Genomic DNA, 20,473 nt, shown 5'->3' with positions numbered 1-20,473 from the left:
CAATTTTCCGGATAGCCTTGGGTTGGTTCCCGCTGATCAAGCAGATCAGGCGCGGATACGCAGAGTATTTAACTTAAAAGTGATTTGATCTGCGTACCCGCGGTTTTATTTCTGCGGTGATTCTCGGGAACTTGCGCCAGGCGATCTACCTCGCTGATCCAATAAATATTTCATTTCCTTTAATTGAATATTTGAAAGACACTGCAGCCTGCAATGCCTTGAATGCCTGCTCCACCGATTCACTTTCGATAGAACCATTGAATACCAGTTCCGTTACTTTCTCATCTTCAAAATGAATGGTCACATTATACCAGCGCTCCAGCTTTTTTGCCAAAGACTCAAAATCATCATCCCTGAATTCGAGCCGGTTGAACAGCCAGGCCGTTTCGATTCTTTCCTTTTCACTTAAAGTCGTATCAATCGTGGCAATTCCTTCAGAGAGTGCTTTCTTTTGCCCGGACGAATTTGCCGGAAGATCATCGGGCGGGTCAGTAGAAATATCATGACCTGCCGAAGGCAAACTGATCTTTTGATTCGGATGAAGATAGATGGCGGGTTTATTGCCAGGCTGTATGATCTGAACCAGGCCTTTGATCAGCGTGGTTTCCACCAGATCGTCGCCGGGATAAGACTTCACATTGAACGAAGTGCCGAGCACTTTGATATTTATATCACCCGCATGAACGACGAACGGGCGATCAGGTTGTTTTACAACATCAAAATAGGCTTCGCCGTATAATGTTACTTCACGGATCTTATCATTAAATGTTTTGCCATAGCTGATAGAAGAACCAGCGTTAAGCCATACAGTGGATCCATCCGGAAGGATTGCGCGTGTACGACTTCCTTTTTGCGCAACCACCTGATGATTGTTATCTGCGACACTACTTAATGTAAACCAATGTAAAATCCCCCATGTGCAGAGCGCCAGCACGACCAGCGTGGCGGCAACCTTCCAGGCATACGATCTTCTGCGAACAACAGTTTCTTCCGGGATCGCATCATTGTTTTCCCGGAGTGCTTCTTCCACTGCGGCGAGTTGAAGGATCCGACTGATCCTGGACGGCTCAGTAACGGATAAAGGAGGATTATTCTTTGCCTGCCAGAGCTGGAGCAAAAGTTCATATTGTTGCTGATGATTGGGATCTTCAGCCAGCCATTGCCGCAACGCCGTAGCTTCTGCAGCAGTTGCTTCTCCCGTTATATGACGGGATAACAGGAACCAGATATATTCGGGATTTTCCGGCAATGCAATACGTTTGACTGAAAGGACAGCAATAATGGAAGTATCTACTAAGAGATTGGAATATTTTTTTAAAGCTGGCGTAGGAGTATCGCAGAGAGCGCAAAGCATCGCAGAGAGCACAAAGAGATCATGGCGCACCTTGCGGTTCTTTGCGCTCTCTGCGATACTCCTGCGCCAAACGAATTAAGAAAACAATTCAGGGAATCTGATTTTTACGGTCCGGGGAATTTGACCGCGGGGATAGTTTTACATCGCCGTCTTGTTGTTCAAGCAAGGCGCAGATCCTTTTTGTCGCAATCGCCATCTGTACATCAATCGTATTGACCGAGATGCTTAAGATCTGAGCTACTTCTTTGTATTGCAATCCATCTTCGCGTATAAGGCGGAAGATCATCCTGCACCGGGGAGGCAATGACTCTATTGCCAGTTGCATTCGCTTCATCATTTCAGCGCTTACCAATAATCTATGCGGATCAAGAGAAGGGGCTGACATTTCATCCCCCATATCCTCCAAAGAGTAATGAACAGTTTTGCCTCGTTTAACCAACAGGTTATACGAGCGGTTCTTTACGGCAACATATAAATAAACGGAGAGGTTGTCTATGCTGAGGATATTCTTTCTGTTGGCCCAGAGTTTTACAAAAACATCTTCCACCAACTCTTCTGCGTCCTCCGGAGATTTTACAATGGAGTTACTGAAATAGTGAAGCCGACTATGAAAAAGCCTGTACAGCTCTGTTAGAGCCGTCTCATTTCCGTCGCAAATACCTTGCTGTATCAGACGAAGATTAGCAGTCATTTTAGTCGTTTTGGCAAACAATACAAACTAAATATACCGAATTTCTTTATTGAAATATTCTCAATCTCCGCAAACGTTCCCGTTCGAAGTCAAAATTAAAAAGTAAAAAGTAAAAAATCTCCCGGAGAGAACTGCTCCGTTATGAGAGGTTTTTTACTTTTTACTTTTGAACTTTTAATTTTTAATTGATCTTAACTGCCTGCCGCGCCAGCATCTTCCACCCACCCTTCTGGTGCTGCCATACGGTCATGATCTTGAGATGAACTTCGCCTGGTTTACCACCGTCATTTGTTTTTGCGGAGAGGGTATGGCGAACGATCGCAACATCTTTGCTGACCTGGATCGTTTGGTCAGTGAGGTCGATGGTTACGAAATCAGACTTTCCGCTGGCGAGAGTGCCTACGAACTCAGCCTTGGTTTCTACTTTACCACCGCTGTGACCATAAGAGAGCCCATCGGCTGCAATATTATTGAGCGCTGATTCACTGCCGTCGACCATCGCTTTACGGAGCGCTTCAACTGCTTCAGCTACTTGTTTCTCACTTTTTGTTTGTGCATTCATGGTTGTACTGATTAATAGTACGGCGATTGCGAGCAATAGTTTGTGCATACGTGAATTGTTTATTGTTCGTGGCGAATAGCCATTGGCTTAAGGTCTGTTAATTCTGAAATTTTTACCGGCCTTTTCAAAGCTATGCTTTTTCTGGCAGCAATACCAATCAGGATAGACATCGCGCCCTCCCGCGTTCCGGCCATTACATGATGCGGGTTATCATTCCTGTCAACAAACATTCTCCGCTGCATCCGGATATCACCACCGCCGTGACCACCCTTGATCTTTGGCGTGGTAAAGATCTCATACTCCTTTTTGAAATTGTCCATCACCATGATCTCTCGGAATTCGTTCGCAATGGCATCATCGGCATCGGACATCTCCACCGCATGACGGCCCGCCTGGTCATCCGGTGTTTTCTGCAGATAGGGAATATCTTCCCAGGTTTCGATACGGCCATCCGTTCCGTTGAACGCGATCTGCCATCCTTCATACGGAGAGTAAGTAGTGAGTGAGTAGTTGGCTACAACGCCGTTTGCATACAGGATCTGAGCAGACATCTTATCATAGATATCTATTTCATTCCTCCAGACACAACCATCACGGATATAACCATCATGCTGTTCATTCTTTACATACAGGTCAACCAAACGCTGGTCTTTGTTAATATCCCAATAGAACTTACACTGATCTTTATACTGGCATCCGCGGCATTTGGTGCCACGGAAAGAATTGTTCTTTCCATACATCTCAAGCGAACCATAAGCACTTACTTCAACGGGCTCCGAATTCAGCCACCAGTTCAGCAGGTCAAAGTGGTGAGTTGCTTTATGGACCCAAAGCGAACCACTCTTCGCGGTAAAGCCATGCCAGCGGCGGAAATAGTCCGCACCATGATATACGTTCAGGTACCAGTTAAAATCAACAGACGTGACTTTACCCACCCGTTTCTTCGCCAGCAATTCCTTCAATTGCATGCTGTGAACGCTGTGGCGGTAATTGAAAGCAACGATCACTTTCTTACCCGACTTTTTCTCCGCCTCAAGAATGCGTTTACATTTCACTTCATCGGTGGTCATCGGCTTTTCGGTGATCACATTAAAGCCTTTGAGCAGGGCTTTTACAATGATGTCATCATGAGTAGAGTCGACAGTAGTGACAATCAGATAGTCGGGCTTTGTCCTGGCGAGCATCTCATCCAGGGAAGAAAAGAGTGGACAGTTGACGCCCATCATCTGCTTTACATATTCCATCCTTCCGGGGTTGATATCAGCGAGACCAACAAACTCTGCGACAGAGCCAAAATTTTTGAGAAGGTCTTTGCCCCAGAAACCGGATCCCCTGTGGCCGGTGCCGATCATGGCGAGTTTGATCTTTTCTGCAGGTGCAGCAAATGAGTCAAAGGGATGCAACAACAGTGATGCACCCGCAGCGGCGGTATAGCCGAGGAATTTACGACGTTCCATATAGCAAGCGTATTTAAATGTGGATCATTAAAAACGTCGGAAGTATCGCAGAGCGCGCAAAGGATCCGCCAGGATCGCAAAGACTTAGCGTACTCTGCGACACCTTGGCGCTCTTCGCGATACTTATCATTTCACTGACGAAATCCGAAACCAATCAACATCCGCAAACCAGCATCATTCGTTTTTGTCCTGTCGCAGAGCGCGCAAAGAATCCGCCAGGATCGCAAAGACTTAGCGTACTCTGCGACACCTTGGCGCCCTCCGCGATACTTATCATTTCACTGACAAAATCCGAAACCAATCAACATCCGCAAAACCAGCATCATTCGTTTTTGTCCTGTCGCAGAGCGCGCAAAGGATCCGCCAGGATCGCAAAGACTTAGCGTACTCTGCGACACCTTGGCGCTCTTCGCGATACTTATCATTTCACTGACGAAATCCGAAACCAATCAACATCCGCAAAACCAGCATCATTCATTTTTGTCCTGTCGCAGAGCGCGCAAAGAATCCGCCATGATCGCAAAGACTTAGCGTACTCTGCGACACCTTAGCGCTCTTCGCGATACTTATCATTTCACTGACAAAATCCGAAACCAATCAACATCCGCAAAACCAGCATCATTCGTTTTTGTTGTGTCGCAGAGCGCGCAAAGGATCCGCCATGATCGCAAAGACTTAGCGTACTCTGCGACACCTTAGCGCTCTTCGCGATACTTATCATTTCACTGACGAAATCCGAAACCAATCAACATCCGCAAAACCAGCATCATTCGTTTTTGTTGTTCTTGTGCAGAACAGCCCGACTTTCGCACCAACCCATCTTCCCGGTTTTGCCGTCAGCTTCTCTCCTATCTTTTCAAATTTAGTTCCGTCAGTGCTATAGCTGAATTCGCAAACGCCACCATTACTCACTGTCACCCGGAAATAAATATCTGCATTCTCCAGTTTCCTGCTATCCTGCACTGTTTCATTCTTTCCCTTGTCAGCATTGTTACAGATACTAAAGGAAAGATAATTCCCTTCTTTCTTTTTTACAACAGAAACGTATGCATAATCAGCGCCGAATACGATCAGGCCTGCCCGCTCATTATCAAGACGCGGCTTGAAGTTCAGTTTGGTTGTTGCCACAAATTCGTCAGCCGGGAATTTCTGCATCAGCAGGTTGGGAACATCCCAGTAGTTCTTTACGCTATCCGGCACCGGGTAGGAGAACAGCCGGAGTTTACCACCACCAGGAAAAGCCCAGAATGGCTGAGGGTTTGCCTGCCATTGCCATTGCAGACCGAGTTTGTTTGCATCGAACTCATCACTATCCGGGGGAGTTGCCCTGGTAATTTTCTGTGCACCGACATTCGGCTTTTTGTATTCCATCACCGGTTCACCTTTACCATCGCCATCTTTATCGATCCCGATCACCGGCCAGTCATTCACCCATTTCATCGGTTGCAGATGCACCACGCGGCCATAAGCTTCTTTATCCTGGAAGTGAAGGAACCAGTGTTCCCCGGTTTTTGTATCCACCCAGGCTCCCTGGTGCGGACCGTTCACGGGAGACTTGCCCTGATCCATCACGACCTTTCTTTCATAAGGACCGTAGACATTTTTTGAGCGAAGCGCCAATTGCCAGCCGGTGCTCACACCGCCTGCCGGGGCGAGGATATAATAATAGCCGTTACGCTTGTAAAACTTAGGGCCTTCGAGTGTAGGATCCGCATCATGACCGTCGAATACAAGCACACCTTCATCAAGTGTTTTCGTACCATCGGGGGTCATCTCTCTTACAGTGAGTACACTTTTGATGCCGGCGCGGCTGCCCGCGTACGCATGCGCGAGATAAGCTTTGCCATTATCATCCCATAGCGGGCAGGGATCGATCAATCCCTTACCCGGCGCTACAAGGATGGGGTCTGACCAGGGACCAAGAATGTTCTTTGCCTTTATGACATAGATCCCGAAATCGGGATCGGGAGAGTAGATATAGAATTCATTGTTATGGTAACGGATGCTTGGCGCCCATACACCACCGCCATGCTGCACTTTGCTGAAGTGCTCATAAGGCGCCTGTCTTTTTAGTACATGACCGATCAGCGACCAGTTCACCAGGTCCTTTGAATGCAGGATCGGCAGGCCAGGCATATGCGTAAAACTGGAAGAGATCATGTAATAGTCATCGCCTACCCGTATTGCATCGGGATCACTGTAGTCAGCATTAACAACCGGATTTTTGTAAGTGCCATTACCATTATCCGCGACCCAGGCCTGGGAAAGGGTATTCTGTGCGGACACAATAGATGTATTGAAAAGGCAGGTAGTAAGACCCGCGATGGCAAGACGGAAGAGTTTCATTCGTTAGCGTGATTAATCAGGTAACAATGTCTGAAAAAATGTTTGAATAAACTTTTGAAATTACGCAATCGTTCCCACTACAAAACAGGCTTGCGTAGAGGAGCGCGGCGGGCACGGCGGTACGCGGCGATCGCCGCGAAATACAATATTCCTCATGGCTGTTTCGCCGCGTCCGCCGCGTATCGCCGTGTCCGCCGCGCTCCTTATACGACAGTCGACTTCAATAGGATAAAAACAAAAAGGTCCCTCGCAGAATAACCTACGAGGGACCTTTGTATCAAGAAAAAAACTATTACCAGAATCTTGCATAAAGCGCACCGATCAGCATCAGCGTTATAACGATCATCACGATCGTTGCTGGTTTCACCTTGAACATTGAACTGTCGATAGCGAATGCTTTTGGATTTACTTTCGGACCAGCAAGGCTGATCGCGATCATCGTTGCAATAGTGAAGAAGAAGGACCATCCCATATTGATCAGGAATGGAATCTCAATAACCGTTTCCACCACGCCCTTATTCATCTTCTGATATTCAAAAGCCGTATACATCCATGTTTCTTTGCCAAACAGCGGAACTGCATAGCTATTGAAGAAGATCGCAAGCAGGAATCCGAGTACTACACCCACCAGCGCAGCTGCTCCGGTAGTGCGTTTCCAGAACATACCGAGGATGAACATTGCAAATACACCCGGGCTGATGAAGCCGGTATATTTCTGAATAAAGGTAAAGCCGCCTTCACCTCCGATACCCAGCGTATCTTTCCAGGTAAAGAGAAGGGAAACGATCATTGCCACTACTACAGTCAAACGGCCGATCCATACCATTTTCTTCTCTTCTGCTTCTTTGTTTACATATTTCTTGTAAATATCCAGCGTGAAGATGGTAGAAATACTATTTGCCTTACCAGCAAGTGATGCCACAATTGCCGCAGTCAGCGCCGCCACTGCAAGTCCTTTCAAGCCACTTGGCAGGAATGCGAGGATGGCAGAATATGCATCATCTTTTACACCTGTAAATCCAGGAAGCTGATCATTTTTAAACAATACATAAGCCGCGATACCAGGAAGCATTACAATGATAGGCATCATCAGTTTCAGCATACCGGCAAACAGAATTCCCGTACGAGCCGTTTGCAGGTCAGCTCCAAGGGCGCGCTGAGTAATATACTGATTACATCCCCAATAGTTCAGGTTAACGATCCACTGACCAGCGAAATACATGGCAATACCAGGCAGTACTACATACTTCTGAACATCAAGGTTCTGCGGCATATCAATAGTAGTGGTAGTTAACTCAGGTTTGGGAAGTATCATTTTAAAATGTTCCGGCGCCTGGTTAAGTAGTGTTTTGAAACCAGCGATCGCATTACCGTTAACAACCCCATTGATACGTTCGTCCACGATCTGGAGCGCCATGAATACAGTGGCAAAACCGCCAATGATCAACACCGCTACCTGGATCACGTCTGTGTAACCGATCACTTTCATACCGCCGAGCGTAATAACCAACGCCATCAGCATCAATACGATCATGATAATATGCAGATATTCGCCCCCGAGCAGACCATTAATAGCCACCGCACCGAGGTAAAGAATTGACGTAAGGTTTACAAACACGTACAGGAATAACCAGAATACAGCCATGATCAGCGCCACCGTTTCATTATACCGTGTCTTCAGGAACTGCGGCATCGTGTATATCTTATTCTTAAGATATATAGGGATAAACCAAACAGCGATGATGATAAGTGCAATAGCTGCTACCCATTCGTAGGCGGCTACAGCTGTACCAACAAAAAACCCCTCACCGCTCATCCCGATAAATTGCTCAGCGGAGATATTGGAAGCGATCAGAGACGCGCCAATGGCCCACCAGGTAAGTGATCCTTCAGCAAGAAAATAGTCGTGAGAAGCCGATACAGTGGCTTGTTTCTTTCTTCGATAAATCCAGTAACCATACCCGGCCACAATAACAAAGTAGACCAGGAAAACCACATAGTCCAGCGGGGAGAGGGAGTTCATACAGCAGGCTGTTTAAATTTTAAAAGTTGTTTTTTCGGTTGTTGAGCAATTCGGTTCTTAATGGTCAGCAGCACTTTTACAATTAGTGTCATATCAACACTTATTGCATAGGTACGGAAAATCCGGTAAAAGACCTAATCGGGACAGCAAGGAAAGATACGGAACGGGACCGGAAAGGCAAGGGTCCTTTTTTGGAGAAGATCGGAAGTATCGCAAAGGGCGCTAAGGAAGCGCAAAGGACGCCAAGACTTTGCGCCCTTCGCGCTTCCTTAGCGCCCTTTGCGATACTAATTTAGATGTAGCGATTTATCAGGTTCTCCAGATACTCCTGCTTTCCACTCGCCGACTTCGGCTCACCATTCGCCACCGCAAATGCTCTCAGGTCTTCCAAAGAAAGCTTACCCGCTTCAAACTCCGCCCCTTTTCCACCATCAAAGCTTGCATAACGATCTTTCCTGATCTTCTTATAGTCAGACTTCTCCAGGATCGCTTCCGCCGTCAGCAACGCTCTCGCAAATGTATCCATGCCACCGATATGCGCATAGAACAGGTCTTCCATATCTGTGCTGTTCCTCCGGATCTTCGCATCAAAGTTGATACCGCCGCCTTTGAAACCTCCTGCCTGTAGGATGATCAGCATCGCTTCGGTCAGTTCGTTGATATCATTCGGGAACTGGTCTGTATCCCAGCCATTCTGGTAATCGCCACGGTTGGCATCAATGCTGCCGAGCAGTCCGGTATCAGCGGCCACCTGCAGTTCATGCGTAAAGGTGTGTCCCGCCAGCGTAGCGTGGTTCACTTCAATGTTCAGGCTGAAGTCTTCCAGCAGTCCGTGCTGACGCAGGAAACCGATCACGGTCTCAGAGTCATAATCATATTGATGTTTGCTTGGCTCGCATGGCTTGGGTTCGATAAAAAACTGGCCTTTGAAACCATTCTTTCTTGCATAGTCGCGGGCTGTTTGCAGGAAACGCGCCAGGTGATCTTTTTCCCGCTTCATGTCTGTGTTCAGCAGACTCATATAACCTTCGCGGCCGCCCCAGAATACATAATTCTCGCCGCCTAATGCGATCGTTGCGTCCAATGCTGCTTTTACCTGTGCTGCTCCATGGGCGAGCACGTGAAAATCAGGATTGGTAGAAGCGCCGTTCATATAGCGTTTATGGCTGAACAGGTTGGCCGTACCCCAAAGCAGTTTAACGCCGCTTTCCTTTTGCTTTTCTTTCAGGTATTCCGCTACGGTTTGCAGGCGGTTGTCATTCTCCGCGATATCATTTCCATAATCCACCACATCCACATCATGAAAGCAGTAATAAGGAATATTCATTTTCGTGATGAACTCAAATGCCGCATCGGCTTTATCTTTTGCCCGCTGGATCACATCTTTGCTTTCGTCCCACCCAAACACATGTGTTGGCTCACCAAAGGGATCGGCGCCGTTGCCGTTGAAGCTGTGCCAGTATGCACAGGCAAAACGCAGGTATTCCGCCATGGTTTTACCCGCCACTTTTTTGTTCGCATCATACCAACGGAATGCCAGTGGATTGTCGCTATCACGACCTTCGTATTTGATCTGGCCTATGCCTTTGAAGTATTCTTTACTTCCTGTTACCACGTTCATCTTTAAAATTTATTGTTGATTCAATTGATTAGATAAAACTTGTTTCCATCCTTCATAAAGCGCGTCATAGGATTTTGACAGCGACGGTGAAGGTTCTATGCTGGATAATGGCTTGAAATGTTTGAATGCTTCCTGTGGCGTGTTGTAGATACCCGCTCCAAGTCCGGCACCGATCGCTGCGCCGACACTTCCATCACCATGATATAATTCCACACTCAGTCCGGTTGCATTTACGAACGCCTCTGTAAATACATTGCTAAGGAACATATTTGTTTTAGAAGCACGGATCACGCTGGGATTGATGCCATTGCTGCGCATGATATCCAAACCATACCGGAATGCAAAAGCGATCCCTTCCTGAGAAGCCCTGAACAAGTGAGCGGCATGATGCCTGTTGAAGTCGATGCCATTGATATGTGCCTGCACGGTGCGGTTGCCAAGCATCCGTTCAGCACCATTACCAAAGGGTAGTATGTAAACGCCTTCGCTGCCCGGCGCTATACCTGAAGCTGCATCATTCATTTGGCGGTAGTCTGCTTTATCGCCTGTCACATTTTTGATCCAGCGATTGAGAATACCGGTGCCATTGATGTTCAGCAATACGCCAAGCCGTTTTTGCGTGGATGTATAATTAACGTGAGCGAATGTATTCACCCTTGATTCATTATCATACGTAAGCTGATCACTCACGGCATAGATCACACCGCTGGTACCGGCCGTTGCCGCCACTTCACCGGGATTGAGCACGTTCAATGATAAAGCATTGTTGGGCTGATCGCCGGCCTTGTAGGTAACAGGAATGCCGGGAGTGAGTGATAATGCCGTAGCAACAGCCTCCGGCACTTCACCGTGATTGGTGAACACATCCTTTATTGTTGGAATAAAAGATGGATCGATCTTATAGTGATTGAAAACGTCTTTGGAGAGTTCATGCTCCTGGAAATCCCAGAACACACCTTCAGACAATGCAGAGATACTGGTAGTGACCTCCCCTGTTAGCTTCATCGCAATAAAATCGCCCGGGAGCATGATCCGGCTGATCTTCTCATACAATGCCGGTTCGTTCTGCTTAACCCAGGCCAGTTTGCTGGCAGTGAAATTTCCCGGGGAATTCAGCAGATGCAGCAAGGCTCGCTCCCTGCCGATGGCTTCGAAAGCGCCACGGCCAAGTTCTACAGCGCGACTGTCACACCAGATGATACTATCACGCAGCACCTGCTGGTCTTTATCCACGCAAACCAACCCGTGCATTTGATACGCGATCCCGATCGCTTTGATTTCTCCTGGATCATATTTTCGTTGGGCATGAAGTTTCAGGATTGCGAGCTGAACATGCTCCCACCACATTTCGGGTGATTGCTCCGCCCATCCGGGTTGAAGGGACGTGATGCCCGATTCTGTTTCGGGATATTGAGCAGAGGCAAGCAGTTGTTGGGTTGCAGCATCCACCACCGACGCTTTGATCGAGGATGTGCCGATATCAAGGCCTAGTAATAACATAAACAATCGGTTTGATTCCGTGCGCCGCACCTATCGGAACGAAGGGCAGTGGGAACAATTGCCGAACTTACGGCATATCGGGGAATGAAAAATGAAACCGATTGCATTTTTTTTGCAAACGATGGCGTGTTGAATATAAATTATTAAAAATCAACAAATTGAAAGTTATCAACCTGGATGGCCGTACCCACACTGTGACTTCATACGGGCTTTAAAAAAGGCATCCCTTTGTGGATACACCTCCTGCAAAGCTCAGCGGATCTGAAGACAACCAGGCCGCACAGCTGATGGGAAACCAGGCCTTGATCCCTCTCAGGCCAGCAATTACCGATCCCTTGTCAGCTCTTCCAGCAACAGGTAAAGACGGAATCTGTATCATTCCAACCCGTTTTAGCTTTATGGAAGCATGACTACAGCATGGTTATAGTATAACCCAAGCATCAGCATAGCATCAGGATAGCATGAGGATAGCATGTCGGTAGCATGGTGGTAGCATTGCGCAAGCATCAGACTGGCATCACTAATACTACCGTGATCCAGCCCTTCGGCATCACAAGGGCATGCGGGAAGCATTCATGGAGCATTTTACCGTTTTTTGTCCGGCCCCGTTCCGCTCCTTTCGGGATTTTAAACGCCGGGTCGACCCTGTCTGAAAACTCCCGGTTCATGTGTGGCCTATATTCCGATCATCGCCTTGATCACCCCATTCTTCGGATCCAGCCAGGAATTAAAGTTGTCCTTCACGTCTCCAAACTCCACCCTGTGCGTAATATATGTCGCCGGATCAACCAGCTTCTTCCGCATGCTGGCCAGTACGTGATCAAAATCGGCACGCGTAGCATTGCGGCTGCTCATCAGCGTCGACTCGCGCTTGTGAAATTCCGGGTGACTGAAACTGATCTCTTCTTTCTGCAACCCGACCAGTACGTACCGGCCGCCGTGCGCCAGGTACTGAAATGCATTGGTGACAGCTTTCAGGTTGCCCGTTGCATCGATCACTACAGTCGGCATATCTCCATCTGTGATCTGCTGCAACTCAGCCGTCACATCATTTTTCGCGTTTATAGTGTACGGTATATTAAGCTTTGTTCTGCAAAATTCCAGTCGGCTTTCCTGTACATCCATCGCGATCACTTTCGCTCCGGCAATGCGGGCAAACTCCATCGTCCCGAGACCGATCGGGCCCGCTCCAACTACCAGTACAAATTCATCCTTCTCCACGGCAGCTCTTCTGATCGCATGCGCACCGATCGCCAATGGTTCCACCAGTGCGAGTTCATCAAGTGAAAGTCCTTCACCACTCACCAGCGAGCTATCCGGGACCAGCAAAAACTCACGCATGCCGCCATCAACATGCACCCCACACACCTTCATAGATACGCAGCAATTCGGCTTTCCGCGGCGGCAGGCGATACAGGTCCCACAATTGAAATACGGAATAATGGTCACCGCGTCTTCCTTTTTAAAACCAGGTGCAGTGGTTTCTTCAATCGTTGCCGCGAGTTCATGACCAAGTATTCTGGGATAACTGAAGTAAGGTTGTGTGCCCTCAAATGCGTGAAGATCTGTTCCGCAAACACCGATGCGCTGGATCTTTAGTAAAGTATGGCCGGGTTGAATGGAGGGCTTTTCAGATTCTGTATAGCCAAAATGATGAGGAGAGGTACAAACAAGCGTTTTCATTTATCAAAACTTTTAGTATGCTAAGCTATTACAGTTGAAGATTGATAGTGGCCTGCACTATCCTGAGAAATGAACGGTGTAAGAGTATCGCAAAGGACGCAAAGGGATCGCGAAGTACGCCAGGATATCCTTGCGCCCATTGCGGTCCTTTGCGTCCTCTGCGATACTTAGGTGATGCAAAGAGAATTACTTCAAAGCCTTCAACACCTTCCACATCTCGCCTGCTACAAATAAATTTCCCGCATCATTCAAATGCACCCGGTCCGTTGTCAGAATTCCCTTCTCCTGGTTTGTCGGATTATTCGCTTTCTCATAATCAACAAATGCCTTGCGAAGATCTACCACCGGCAGGTTAGACTCTTTTGCGATATTGCGGATGATGTTACTGTAATGATTCAGATCTTCATCCTGCTCATTGGAAAAATCATTCCTTTCTCCAATGACAGAAGGTGTGCAAACGACTACACGGATATTCCTGTCCTGCAGCTTTTTGATGATCGCTTTATAGAAAGCAATGAATTTAGGAGCGTCTGTTCCCGTACCGGAACTGCTTTTATGCCATACATCATTTATTCCAACATAAATAAAAACGATATCCGGGTTCTTCTCCAGCACATCGGTCTCCATTCTTAAATACAGATCATACACTTTATTACCGCCGATGCCTGCACCAGACAATTCAAACGATTCTGCAAGTCCTTCTTTCTTGATAATGCTATCAAGTTTTACAATATATCCATTCCCTTTAACAGCAGCCTGCGTAATGGAATCTCCAAAGAAGATCACCTTATTTTTCTTAGCGGGTGTAGTAAAAGCAAACATGGCTAATGTGGCTACAAGCACAAAATATTTCATTGTATAATTTTTAAGATCGGTAATTAGTTCAGGCATTTGCTAAAGCTCTGTCGAGATGAACATAACCACCATCAACATAAACAAGCTGTCCGGTAGTATGACTTGACTTCGCTGAAAGGAGAAATGCTACCGTATTGGCCAGTTCTTCCGGGGTCGTCATCCTGTTCTCCAATGGTATCTTTGACTCAATTTCCTTCAATTTGGTTGCAGGATCTGAAAGTGTCTTGATCCATTTCTCATAAGCGGGCGTATAGGACTCCGAGACTACCACCGCGTTTACCCGGATGCCATACTTCAGTAGTTCAACCGCCCATTCCCTTGTCAACGCGTTACGGCCACCATTAGCCGCTGCGTAGGCAGATGTATTACCCTGTCCGGTGATCCCGGTTTTGGAAGTAATATTCACAATGCTCCCTTTGCTTTTCTTTAATTCAGGTAAGGCATAATGTGCAACCAGGTAGTAGTGCACAAGATTTTTATGCAGGCTCTCCATGAATTTTTCATAGTTGCCGTTCTCCAGGCCAACGCCATCGTTTACTCCGGCATTATTGACCACACCGTCTACGCGTCCCAATTGAGCGATGACCGTCTTAACCGCCTGCTCACAAGCCGCAGGCTCTGCGAGCTCTGCCACGATCTGTATTCCTTTCCCGCCCGCCTGTTCTATCTCAGCAAGCAATGCCTTATTATCCGCTTCATTCCGGCCGATGATGGCGACGATCGCACCTTCGCCGGCAAGCACTTTTGAGATCGCTTCACCAATCCCTTTCGCACCACCTGTTACGATCACTACTTTATCTTTTAACTGAAGATCCATGTTTAGCTATTGAATGTTATAAAATGTGCAGGCATTACCTCCAAAAAAAGCAGCCTGTTCATCCGCAGAAAATTCCAAAAAATATTCCTGAACGATAGTCAGCATATCCGTGTATGTAGCCGCAACCTGGCAAACCGGCCAGTCGCTGCCATACATGATCCGGCTTGTGCCAAAAGCATCCACCACTGTATCTATATACGGATGAAAGTCTTCTTTCTTCCAGTGATGCCAGTCGGCTTCCGTCACCATTCCCGAGATCTTGCAATAAACATTTTCATGCTTTGCGATGCTGCGGATATCCTCATGCCAGGTTCCATCTTCCTTTGTTTTGACAGCCGGCTTGGCGATATGATCGATCACAAATTTCTGGTAAGGAAATTCCTGCACCAGTTCCTTTGCGAATTTCAGCTGATCAGGGAAGATCAGTATATCATATGTAAACCCGTATTTACGAAGCAGACCAATGCCCTGTTTAAAAGCAGGACGGAGCATCAGCGAACGATCCGCTTCTCCCTGCAGCACATGGCGAAAGCCTTTGAGGCGCGAGAAGGTTGTGTAATACTCCAGCCGGCTTTCCAATTGCGGGTCACGAAGATCCACCCAGCCAACCACTGCTTTGATAAATGGATTCTCAGCTGCATTCCTGAGCTGGAATTCATTTTCCGCCTCGGTCTGATCGCTCTGCACGACCACACAACCATCAAATCCGTGTTCCTGTAATGTTTCATGGAATTCCGCCGGCAAAAAATCGCGGCGGATCACTTCCATTGCAGGTGTTATCCAGCTGTCTCTAACCGGATCAAACTTCCAGAAATGATTATGTGCATCAATTTTTAGCATACGCCACGCAGGTTTGCTTTGATTCACCAAGGCCGTCGATGCCGAGCTCAACCACATCACCTGGCTTGAGATACACAGGAGGATTGAAGCCAAGGCCAACACCGGCAGGTGTTCCTGTGGAGATCACATCACCAGGCAGCAACGTCATGAAACGGCTTACATAAGCGATCACGTGCGGAATATTGAAAATAAAATTCGACGTATTACCATCCTGCATTTTCTTTCCGTTCACATTCAGCCAAAGGCGAAGATTGTTCACATCTTTTACTTCATCGGCAGTAACCAGCCATGGACCGATCGGCGCAAACGTATCACAGCCTTTTCCTTTATCCCATGTGCCACCTCTTTCAAGCTGGAACTCGCGCTCACTGACATCATTATGCAATGCATAGCCGGCAACATACTCAAGCGCATTTGCCTCCTCTACATAACTGGCTTCCTTACCGATCACAACAGCAAGTTCCACTTCCCAGTCAGTCTTTACAGAATCCTTCGGGATCACGATATTATCGAATGGACCAACCATCGCAGTGCTCGATTTCAGGAAGATCACCGGCTCTGACGGGGGCGTAGCGCCTGTTTCTTTTGCATGATCAGCATAGTTCAGCCCAATACAAACGATTTTGGAAGGACGTGCAATTGGCGCACCGAGCCTTGTATCTCCCGCCACTTTAGGAAAGCCACTTATATTTCCTTCTACCGCTTTTTTAATAGAAGCGATGCCATCATTGGCAAAAAAATGTTCATCATAATCCCGGGCTACAGAGGAAAGATCGAATCTTTCGCCATTGATTTCAATACCAGGTTTTTCTTTTCCTTTTTCACCAAAACGGATCAGTTTCATTTACGTTTAATTTTAAGATCACGAAATTGTTCGATGACCGGGGGCCGATGGCCGAATATCAAAATTATTTAAATGCTGTATTCCCAGCCAACAGCCAGGGGCCATTGAACTACGCTAAGACTAATTATTCAATTTGATAAACCCTCCATCGATCGGGTAATCACATCCCGTAATGAAGGACGCTTCATCGCTGCAAAGGTATAGTACCAGGTACGCGATCTCTTCCGGCTCAGCCATACGGCCGATCGGCTGTGTCCTGGATAGCTTTTCAAACATCTCCTGCTCATTTCCCGGATAGTTCTTCGAAATAAATCCATCTACAAAAGGAGTGTGGACACGCGCCGGGGAAATGCAATTGCACCGGATCTTCTGACCGATATAATCTTTCGCAACAGATAATGTCATTCCCACCACTGCGCCTTTTGTCATAGAATAAGCAAAACGGTCTGGCAAACCAACCGATGAAGCGATTGATGCCATGTTCAGGATCGCACCACCTGTATGCTTCATGTGCGGGATCACCGCCTGCAGACAATTGTAAACCCCTCGAACATTCACAGACAAAAGCCTGTTGAAATCTTCCTCGGATGTTGTTTCAACAGTGCCAACATGCGCCACGCCGGCATTATTCACCAGCAACTGCACCCCTCTTGTTTTTGCAGCAATACTTTCCACCACATCTTTTACCTGCTGCTGATTGCTCACATCACAGGCAAACGCTTCAGCAGATCCTCCCGCTTTAACGGCTTCTTCCGCTACAGTATCTGCGGTTTTCTTATCATAGTCTAAAATGAAAACTGTGGCCCCCTGCTTTGCAAACAACAGGGATATTGCCCTGCCAATCCCACTTCCACCGCCGGTGACAACGGCAGTTTTTCCTTTTAAGTCAAACATCATGTTCGTTTTTCGAATTATTCAATCGAGTTGAAGGGTTTAAAGTTTAAATGTTTAAGAGTTTAAAAGTTAGGTCGGACAATAAAAAACCTCTGTCAGAAACTAACAAACTAGTAAGCCTTAAAACTTTTAAACCATTCAACTATTTTTTCTTTTCCAGCTTAAAAATCTCTTTCATGAGCATCCACTTCTCTCCGGGTTTACTTCCCGGCAATGCCTGCTGATAATCCCACATCAGTTTTTCCCATTCCTGCACTTTTTCATTCCCTGCATCAGCCGCCGCTTTCTGTTCAAAGGTAAACTCATCTGAGGAATCAATTATCATGAACAATCTGTTACCAAACCTGTAGATCTCCATCTGCTCTATTCCTGAATCCCGGATGCTTTGCAGGATCTCCGGCCATACCGCCTCATGATATCTTTCATAAGCGGCGATCTTTTCTTCATTGTCGATCAAATCCAATGTAAGGGTGAATCTTTTCATATTAATGACCTGACTGAACAGTTGTTGAAAGGTTACGGAATTTATATGCAAAGAAACCAACTACGGCAAAACAGATCGCGGGAACAAGATAGGCGAACTGGATATCGCCGCCTCTTGCATCAGACAATTGTCCCATCGCAAGCGGGATGATCGCGCCACCAACAATAGACATTACAATAAAGGATGAGCCCGTCTTTGATTCTTCACCCAACCCCGAAATCCCCATTGAGAAGATCGTCGGAAACATAATGGACATAAAGAAAGGGACTGCCATTAATGTATACACGGCTGTTGCGCCTGTGGTGGAGACCGCTGCAAAAAGTAAAACGATATTGATCACGGAATAGATCAGGAGCAGCTTTGCCGGTTTGATGTATTTCATGAGAAAGGTGCCGGAAAAACGTCCCAGCATAAAGCCGACCATCGCGATAGAACCATATAAGAACGCCGCATTCTTCTCCGGGATATCGTGGGTGAACTTTGAAAAACGCACAAAAAAACTGCCCACGCAGGTTTGTGCACCTACATAGAAGAACTGCGCAATGACGGCCCAGGCAAGATGCTTATGACGCAATACACGAAAGGAGAACTTACCGCTTTCTTCAGACCCTTTCTCCCTGATCTCAGGCAGTTTGGTAAAGACAAAGATCAGCAGCAAGAGAAAAACAACAATTCCTATTATCAGATAAGGCATTTTAACCGTCGCGGCTTCGCCATTCAGATAAATCGCGAGCTGCTCCGGCGTCATCTTATCAAGCTCTTCCTTTGTATACTCCACACCGGAAAGGATCACCTGGGATCCGATCAGCGGAGCGAATACGGCCCCTGCGCCGTTGAACGACTGCGCAAAGTTCAAACGCTGTGTAGCGGTCGCTTCGTCACCCAGCTTGGTGATATAGGGGTTACCTACTGTTTCAAGGAATGTTGCGCCAGACGCCGAGATAAATAATGCGGCAAGAAAGAATACATATTCCCGTGAAGACGCTGCGGGCACAAAAAGCAAAGCACCCACACCATACAAAAACAATCCGCAAAGAATTCCTTTTTTATATCCATACTTATGCATGAACCAACCGGCGGGGATAGCCATGGAGAAGTAGGCAAGATAAACGGCTGTATCAATAAACGCCGATTGGGTATCCGTCAGCTGACAGGCTTTGCGTAAATGTGGGATCAGCACCGGGTTGATATTATGCAGGAAAGCCCACAGAAAGAACAAACTTGTAACGAGGATAAACGGCAATAAATAAGGCGAACGCTGTTTCATTGGCTTGCTATATAATGAGGGTGAAAGATAATGATTCAGGATGAGAGATGTATGACGAAATGAGGAGAACTGTCATGCTCTGTCAGCCGAAGCCTTAACGAGGAGTGAGAGGTTCATGTATTGAGTGGCGTAGGGAGCAACGCAGAGAGCGCTAAGGATCGCCAGGAACGCAAAGATTTCCAGCTTTTGGCGGGATATCCTTAGCGATCTTTGCGTGCCTTAGCGCTCTCTGCGTTGCTCCCTACGCCACTCAATAGACAAAAACCTTTCTCAAAAACCCGCCAATCTCCTTCATCATCGGATCAAACCACGGATGAAAGAACCAGAACGGATGGGGCGTATCAGGAAACGTATGGATTTGCGAGTAGATCTTCAATGAATCCAGTTTGCGGATCATATCATCCCGCCCGGCATGAAAACGCGGATTGGAACTATTTACAAAGAAAACCGGCGCGCTGTTCGTATCCACATGGTTCAAAGGTGCTGCTTCTTCCCAGATATCAGGACGTTCTTCATACGTTCCGCCCAGCCATTGTGCAGCTACCGCGCCTTCCACAGATTCCGGATGACGGAAGGCCAGGGTTCCATCAATATTAACGATCGCTTGTACAGAAGCATTGGTGGTATCCACTATCTGCCCGCCAAGCATGAGTTGTTTATTCGTATTACCTAAAAGTGCCGCCAGCTGGCCGCCTGCCGAACATCCCAATACCGCGATCCTGTTCTTGTCAAGCGAATAGGTCTGCGCGTTCGCGCGCATCCACCGCAAAGCATCTTTCAGGTCTATTACCGCTGCAGGATAAGTTGCTTCGAGCGAAAGACGGTAATCAGCCGTTACGGCAACAAATCCCTGCTTCGCCAGCTCGGTCGCCATGGCATAGTTGTGCGTTTTATCCCCGGAGCGCCATCCGCCGCCGAAGATGAGTAGTACAGCCGGCGTCTTTTTCGTTTTTTTCTTTGGATAGAAAATATCAAGTGTTAAAGCATGTTCGCCTGCTTTTTTAAAAATGATATTCTTTTTAACCGACACTTCTTTGGAGACCGCAGGTTCGGCTATGATGATATACGGGCGTTTCTTTTTCTCTTTTTCGAAGGTGGCGGGGATATTGAACGAGGTATCGCGCGGGAATGATTGCTGAGCATCCGATTTTATGACAAGAAATACTGATAAAGCAAAAAGGATGTTCTTCATATTTGGTCTATTTTCTTATGCGTCTGTCGTAAAGGAACGCGGC

18 protein-coding genes are annotated in these 20,473 nt (G+C 47.1%); 1 reads left to right on the top strand and 17 read right to left on the bottom strand.

Annotation, left to right across the window (positions count from 1 at the left end):
* Positions 1-145: 145 nt before the first annotated feature.
* The 8 genes from LZZ85_RS06065 to LZZ85_RS06030 form a co-directional block, all read right to left on the bottom strand.
* The gene (locus LZZ85_RS06065) at positions 146-1,249 is read right to left on the bottom strand and encodes a FecR family protein (RefSeq protein WP_237869670.1); all 1,104 of its coding nucleotides are present in this window, start codon (positions 1,247-1,249) and stop codon (positions 146-148) included.
* A gap of 193 nt (positions 1,250-1,442) precedes the next feature.
* Positions 1,443-2,045, bottom strand: a complete 603-nt coding sequence (locus tag LZZ85_RS06060; protein ID WP_237869661.1) for an RNA polymerase sigma-70 factor — start codon at positions 2,043-2,045, stop codon at positions 1,443-1,445.
* Between the two features lie 181 nt (positions 2,046-2,226).
* On the bottom strand, positions 2,227-2,655 hold the full coding sequence (locus LZZ85_RS06055; RefSeq protein ID WP_237869658.1) for a nuclear transport factor 2 family protein: 429 nt from the start codon (positions 2,653-2,655) through the stop codon (positions 2,227-2,229).
* 11 nt (positions 2,656-2,666) lie between these two features.
* Complete coding sequence (locus LZZ85_RS06050) at positions 2,667-4,064, bottom strand: Gfo/Idh/MocA family oxidoreductase (protein WP_237869656.1); 1,398 nt, start codon at positions 4,062-4,064, stop codon at positions 2,667-2,669.
* Positions 4,065-4,781: 717 nt separating this feature from the next.
* Complete coding sequence (locus LZZ85_RS06045) at positions 4,782-6,410, bottom strand: glycoside hydrolase family 43 protein (RefSeq protein WP_237869654.1); 1,629 nt, start codon at positions 6,408-6,410, stop codon at positions 4,782-4,784.
* A gap of 292 nt (positions 6,411-6,702) precedes the next feature.
* Positions 6,703-8,433 (bottom strand): sodium:solute symporter family transporter, encoded by a 1,731-nt coding sequence (locus tag LZZ85_RS06040; RefSeq protein WP_237869652.1) that lies wholly within the window; start codon positions 8,431-8,433, stop codon positions 6,703-6,705.
* 292 nt (positions 8,434-8,725) lie between these two features.
* Entirely contained in the window at positions 8,726-10,054 is a 1,329-nt protein-coding gene (gene xylA / locus LZZ85_RS06035; protein WP_237869649.1) for a xylose isomerase, read from the bottom strand.
* Between the two features lie 9 nt (positions 10,055-10,063).
* A complete protein-coding gene (locus tag LZZ85_RS06030; protein ID WP_237869647.1) occupies positions 10,064-11,554 on the bottom strand; it encodes a xylulokinase in 1,491 nt (496 codons plus the stop codon).
* Between the two features lie 230 nt (positions 11,555-11,784).
* Here LZZ85_RS06030 and LZZ85_RS06025 point away from each other — a divergent pair, with 230 nt between their 5' ends.
* Positions 11,785-11,964, top strand: coding sequence for a hypothetical protein (locus LZZ85_RS06025; protein WP_237869645.1), 180 nt, complete (start codon positions 11,785-11,787; stop codon positions 11,962-11,964).
* Between the two features lie 265 nt (positions 11,965-12,229).
* On the opposite strand, the gene LZZ85_RS06020 is transcribed toward LZZ85_RS06025, so the two are convergent.
* The 9 genes from LZZ85_RS06020 to LZZ85_RS05980 form a co-directional block, all read right to left on the bottom strand.
* A complete protein-coding gene (locus LZZ85_RS06020) occupies positions 12,230-13,237 on the bottom strand; it encodes a zinc-binding alcohol dehydrogenase family protein (RefSeq protein WP_237869643.1) in 1,008 nt (335 codons plus the stop codon).
* A gap of 186 nt (positions 13,238-13,423) precedes the next feature.
* Positions 13,424-14,092, bottom strand: a complete 669-nt coding sequence (locus LZZ85_RS06015; RefSeq protein WP_237869640.1) for an SGNH/GDSL hydrolase family protein — start codon at positions 14,090-14,092, stop codon at positions 13,424-13,426.
* 28 nt (positions 14,093-14,120) lie between these two features.
* Complete coding sequence (locus tag LZZ85_RS06010; RefSeq protein WP_237869631.1) at positions 14,121-14,909, bottom strand: SDR family oxidoreductase; 789 nt, start codon at positions 14,907-14,909, stop codon at positions 14,121-14,123.
* Between the two features lie 6 nt (positions 14,910-14,915).
* Positions 14,916-15,749 carry an amidohydrolase family protein gene (locus LZZ85_RS06005; RefSeq protein WP_237869629.1) on the bottom strand — a complete coding sequence of 278 codons (834 nt, stop codon included), beginning with the start codon at positions 15,747-15,749 and terminating at the stop codon, positions 14,916-14,918.
* Entirely contained in the window at positions 15,736-16,593 is an 858-nt protein-coding gene (locus LZZ85_RS06000; protein ID WP_237869627.1) for a fumarylacetoacetate hydrolase family protein, read from the bottom strand. Before LZZ85_RS06000 ends, LZZ85_RS06005 begins: the two co-directional genes overlap by 14 nt.
* 120 nt (positions 16,594-16,713) lie before the next feature.
* Positions 16,714-17,490: an SDR family NAD(P)-dependent oxidoreductase gene (locus LZZ85_RS05995; protein WP_237869626.1), complete on the bottom strand. Its 777-nt coding sequence runs from the start codon at positions 17,488-17,490 to the stop codon at positions 16,714-16,716.
* Positions 17,491-17,629: 139 nt separating this feature from the next.
* Positions 17,630-17,971 (bottom strand): L-rhamnose mutarotase, encoded by a 342-nt coding sequence (locus tag LZZ85_RS05990; RefSeq protein WP_237869623.1) that lies wholly within the window; start codon positions 17,969-17,971, stop codon positions 17,630-17,632.
* A gap of 1 nt (position 17,972) precedes the next feature.
* Entirely contained in the window at positions 17,973-19,238 is a 1,266-nt protein-coding gene (gene fucP, locus LZZ85_RS05985) for an L-fucose:H+ symporter permease (protein WP_237869622.1), read from the bottom strand.
* A gap of 250 nt (positions 19,239-19,488) precedes the next feature.
* Complete coding sequence (locus LZZ85_RS05980) at positions 19,489-20,430, bottom strand: alpha/beta hydrolase (RefSeq protein WP_237869619.1); 942 nt, start codon at positions 20,428-20,430, stop codon at positions 19,489-19,491.
* Positions 20,431-20,473 lie beyond the last annotated feature (43 nt).

Source organism: Terrimonas ginsenosidimutans, assembly GCF_022012415.1.
In the GTDB taxonomy this organism is placed as follows: Bacteria; Bacteroidota; Bacteroidia; order Chitinophagales; family Chitinophagaceae; genus Terrimonas_A; species Terrimonas_A ginsenosidimutans.
Note: the sequence above shows the minus strand (reverse complement) of the source record. Positions and strands in the feature narration are given on the sequence as shown.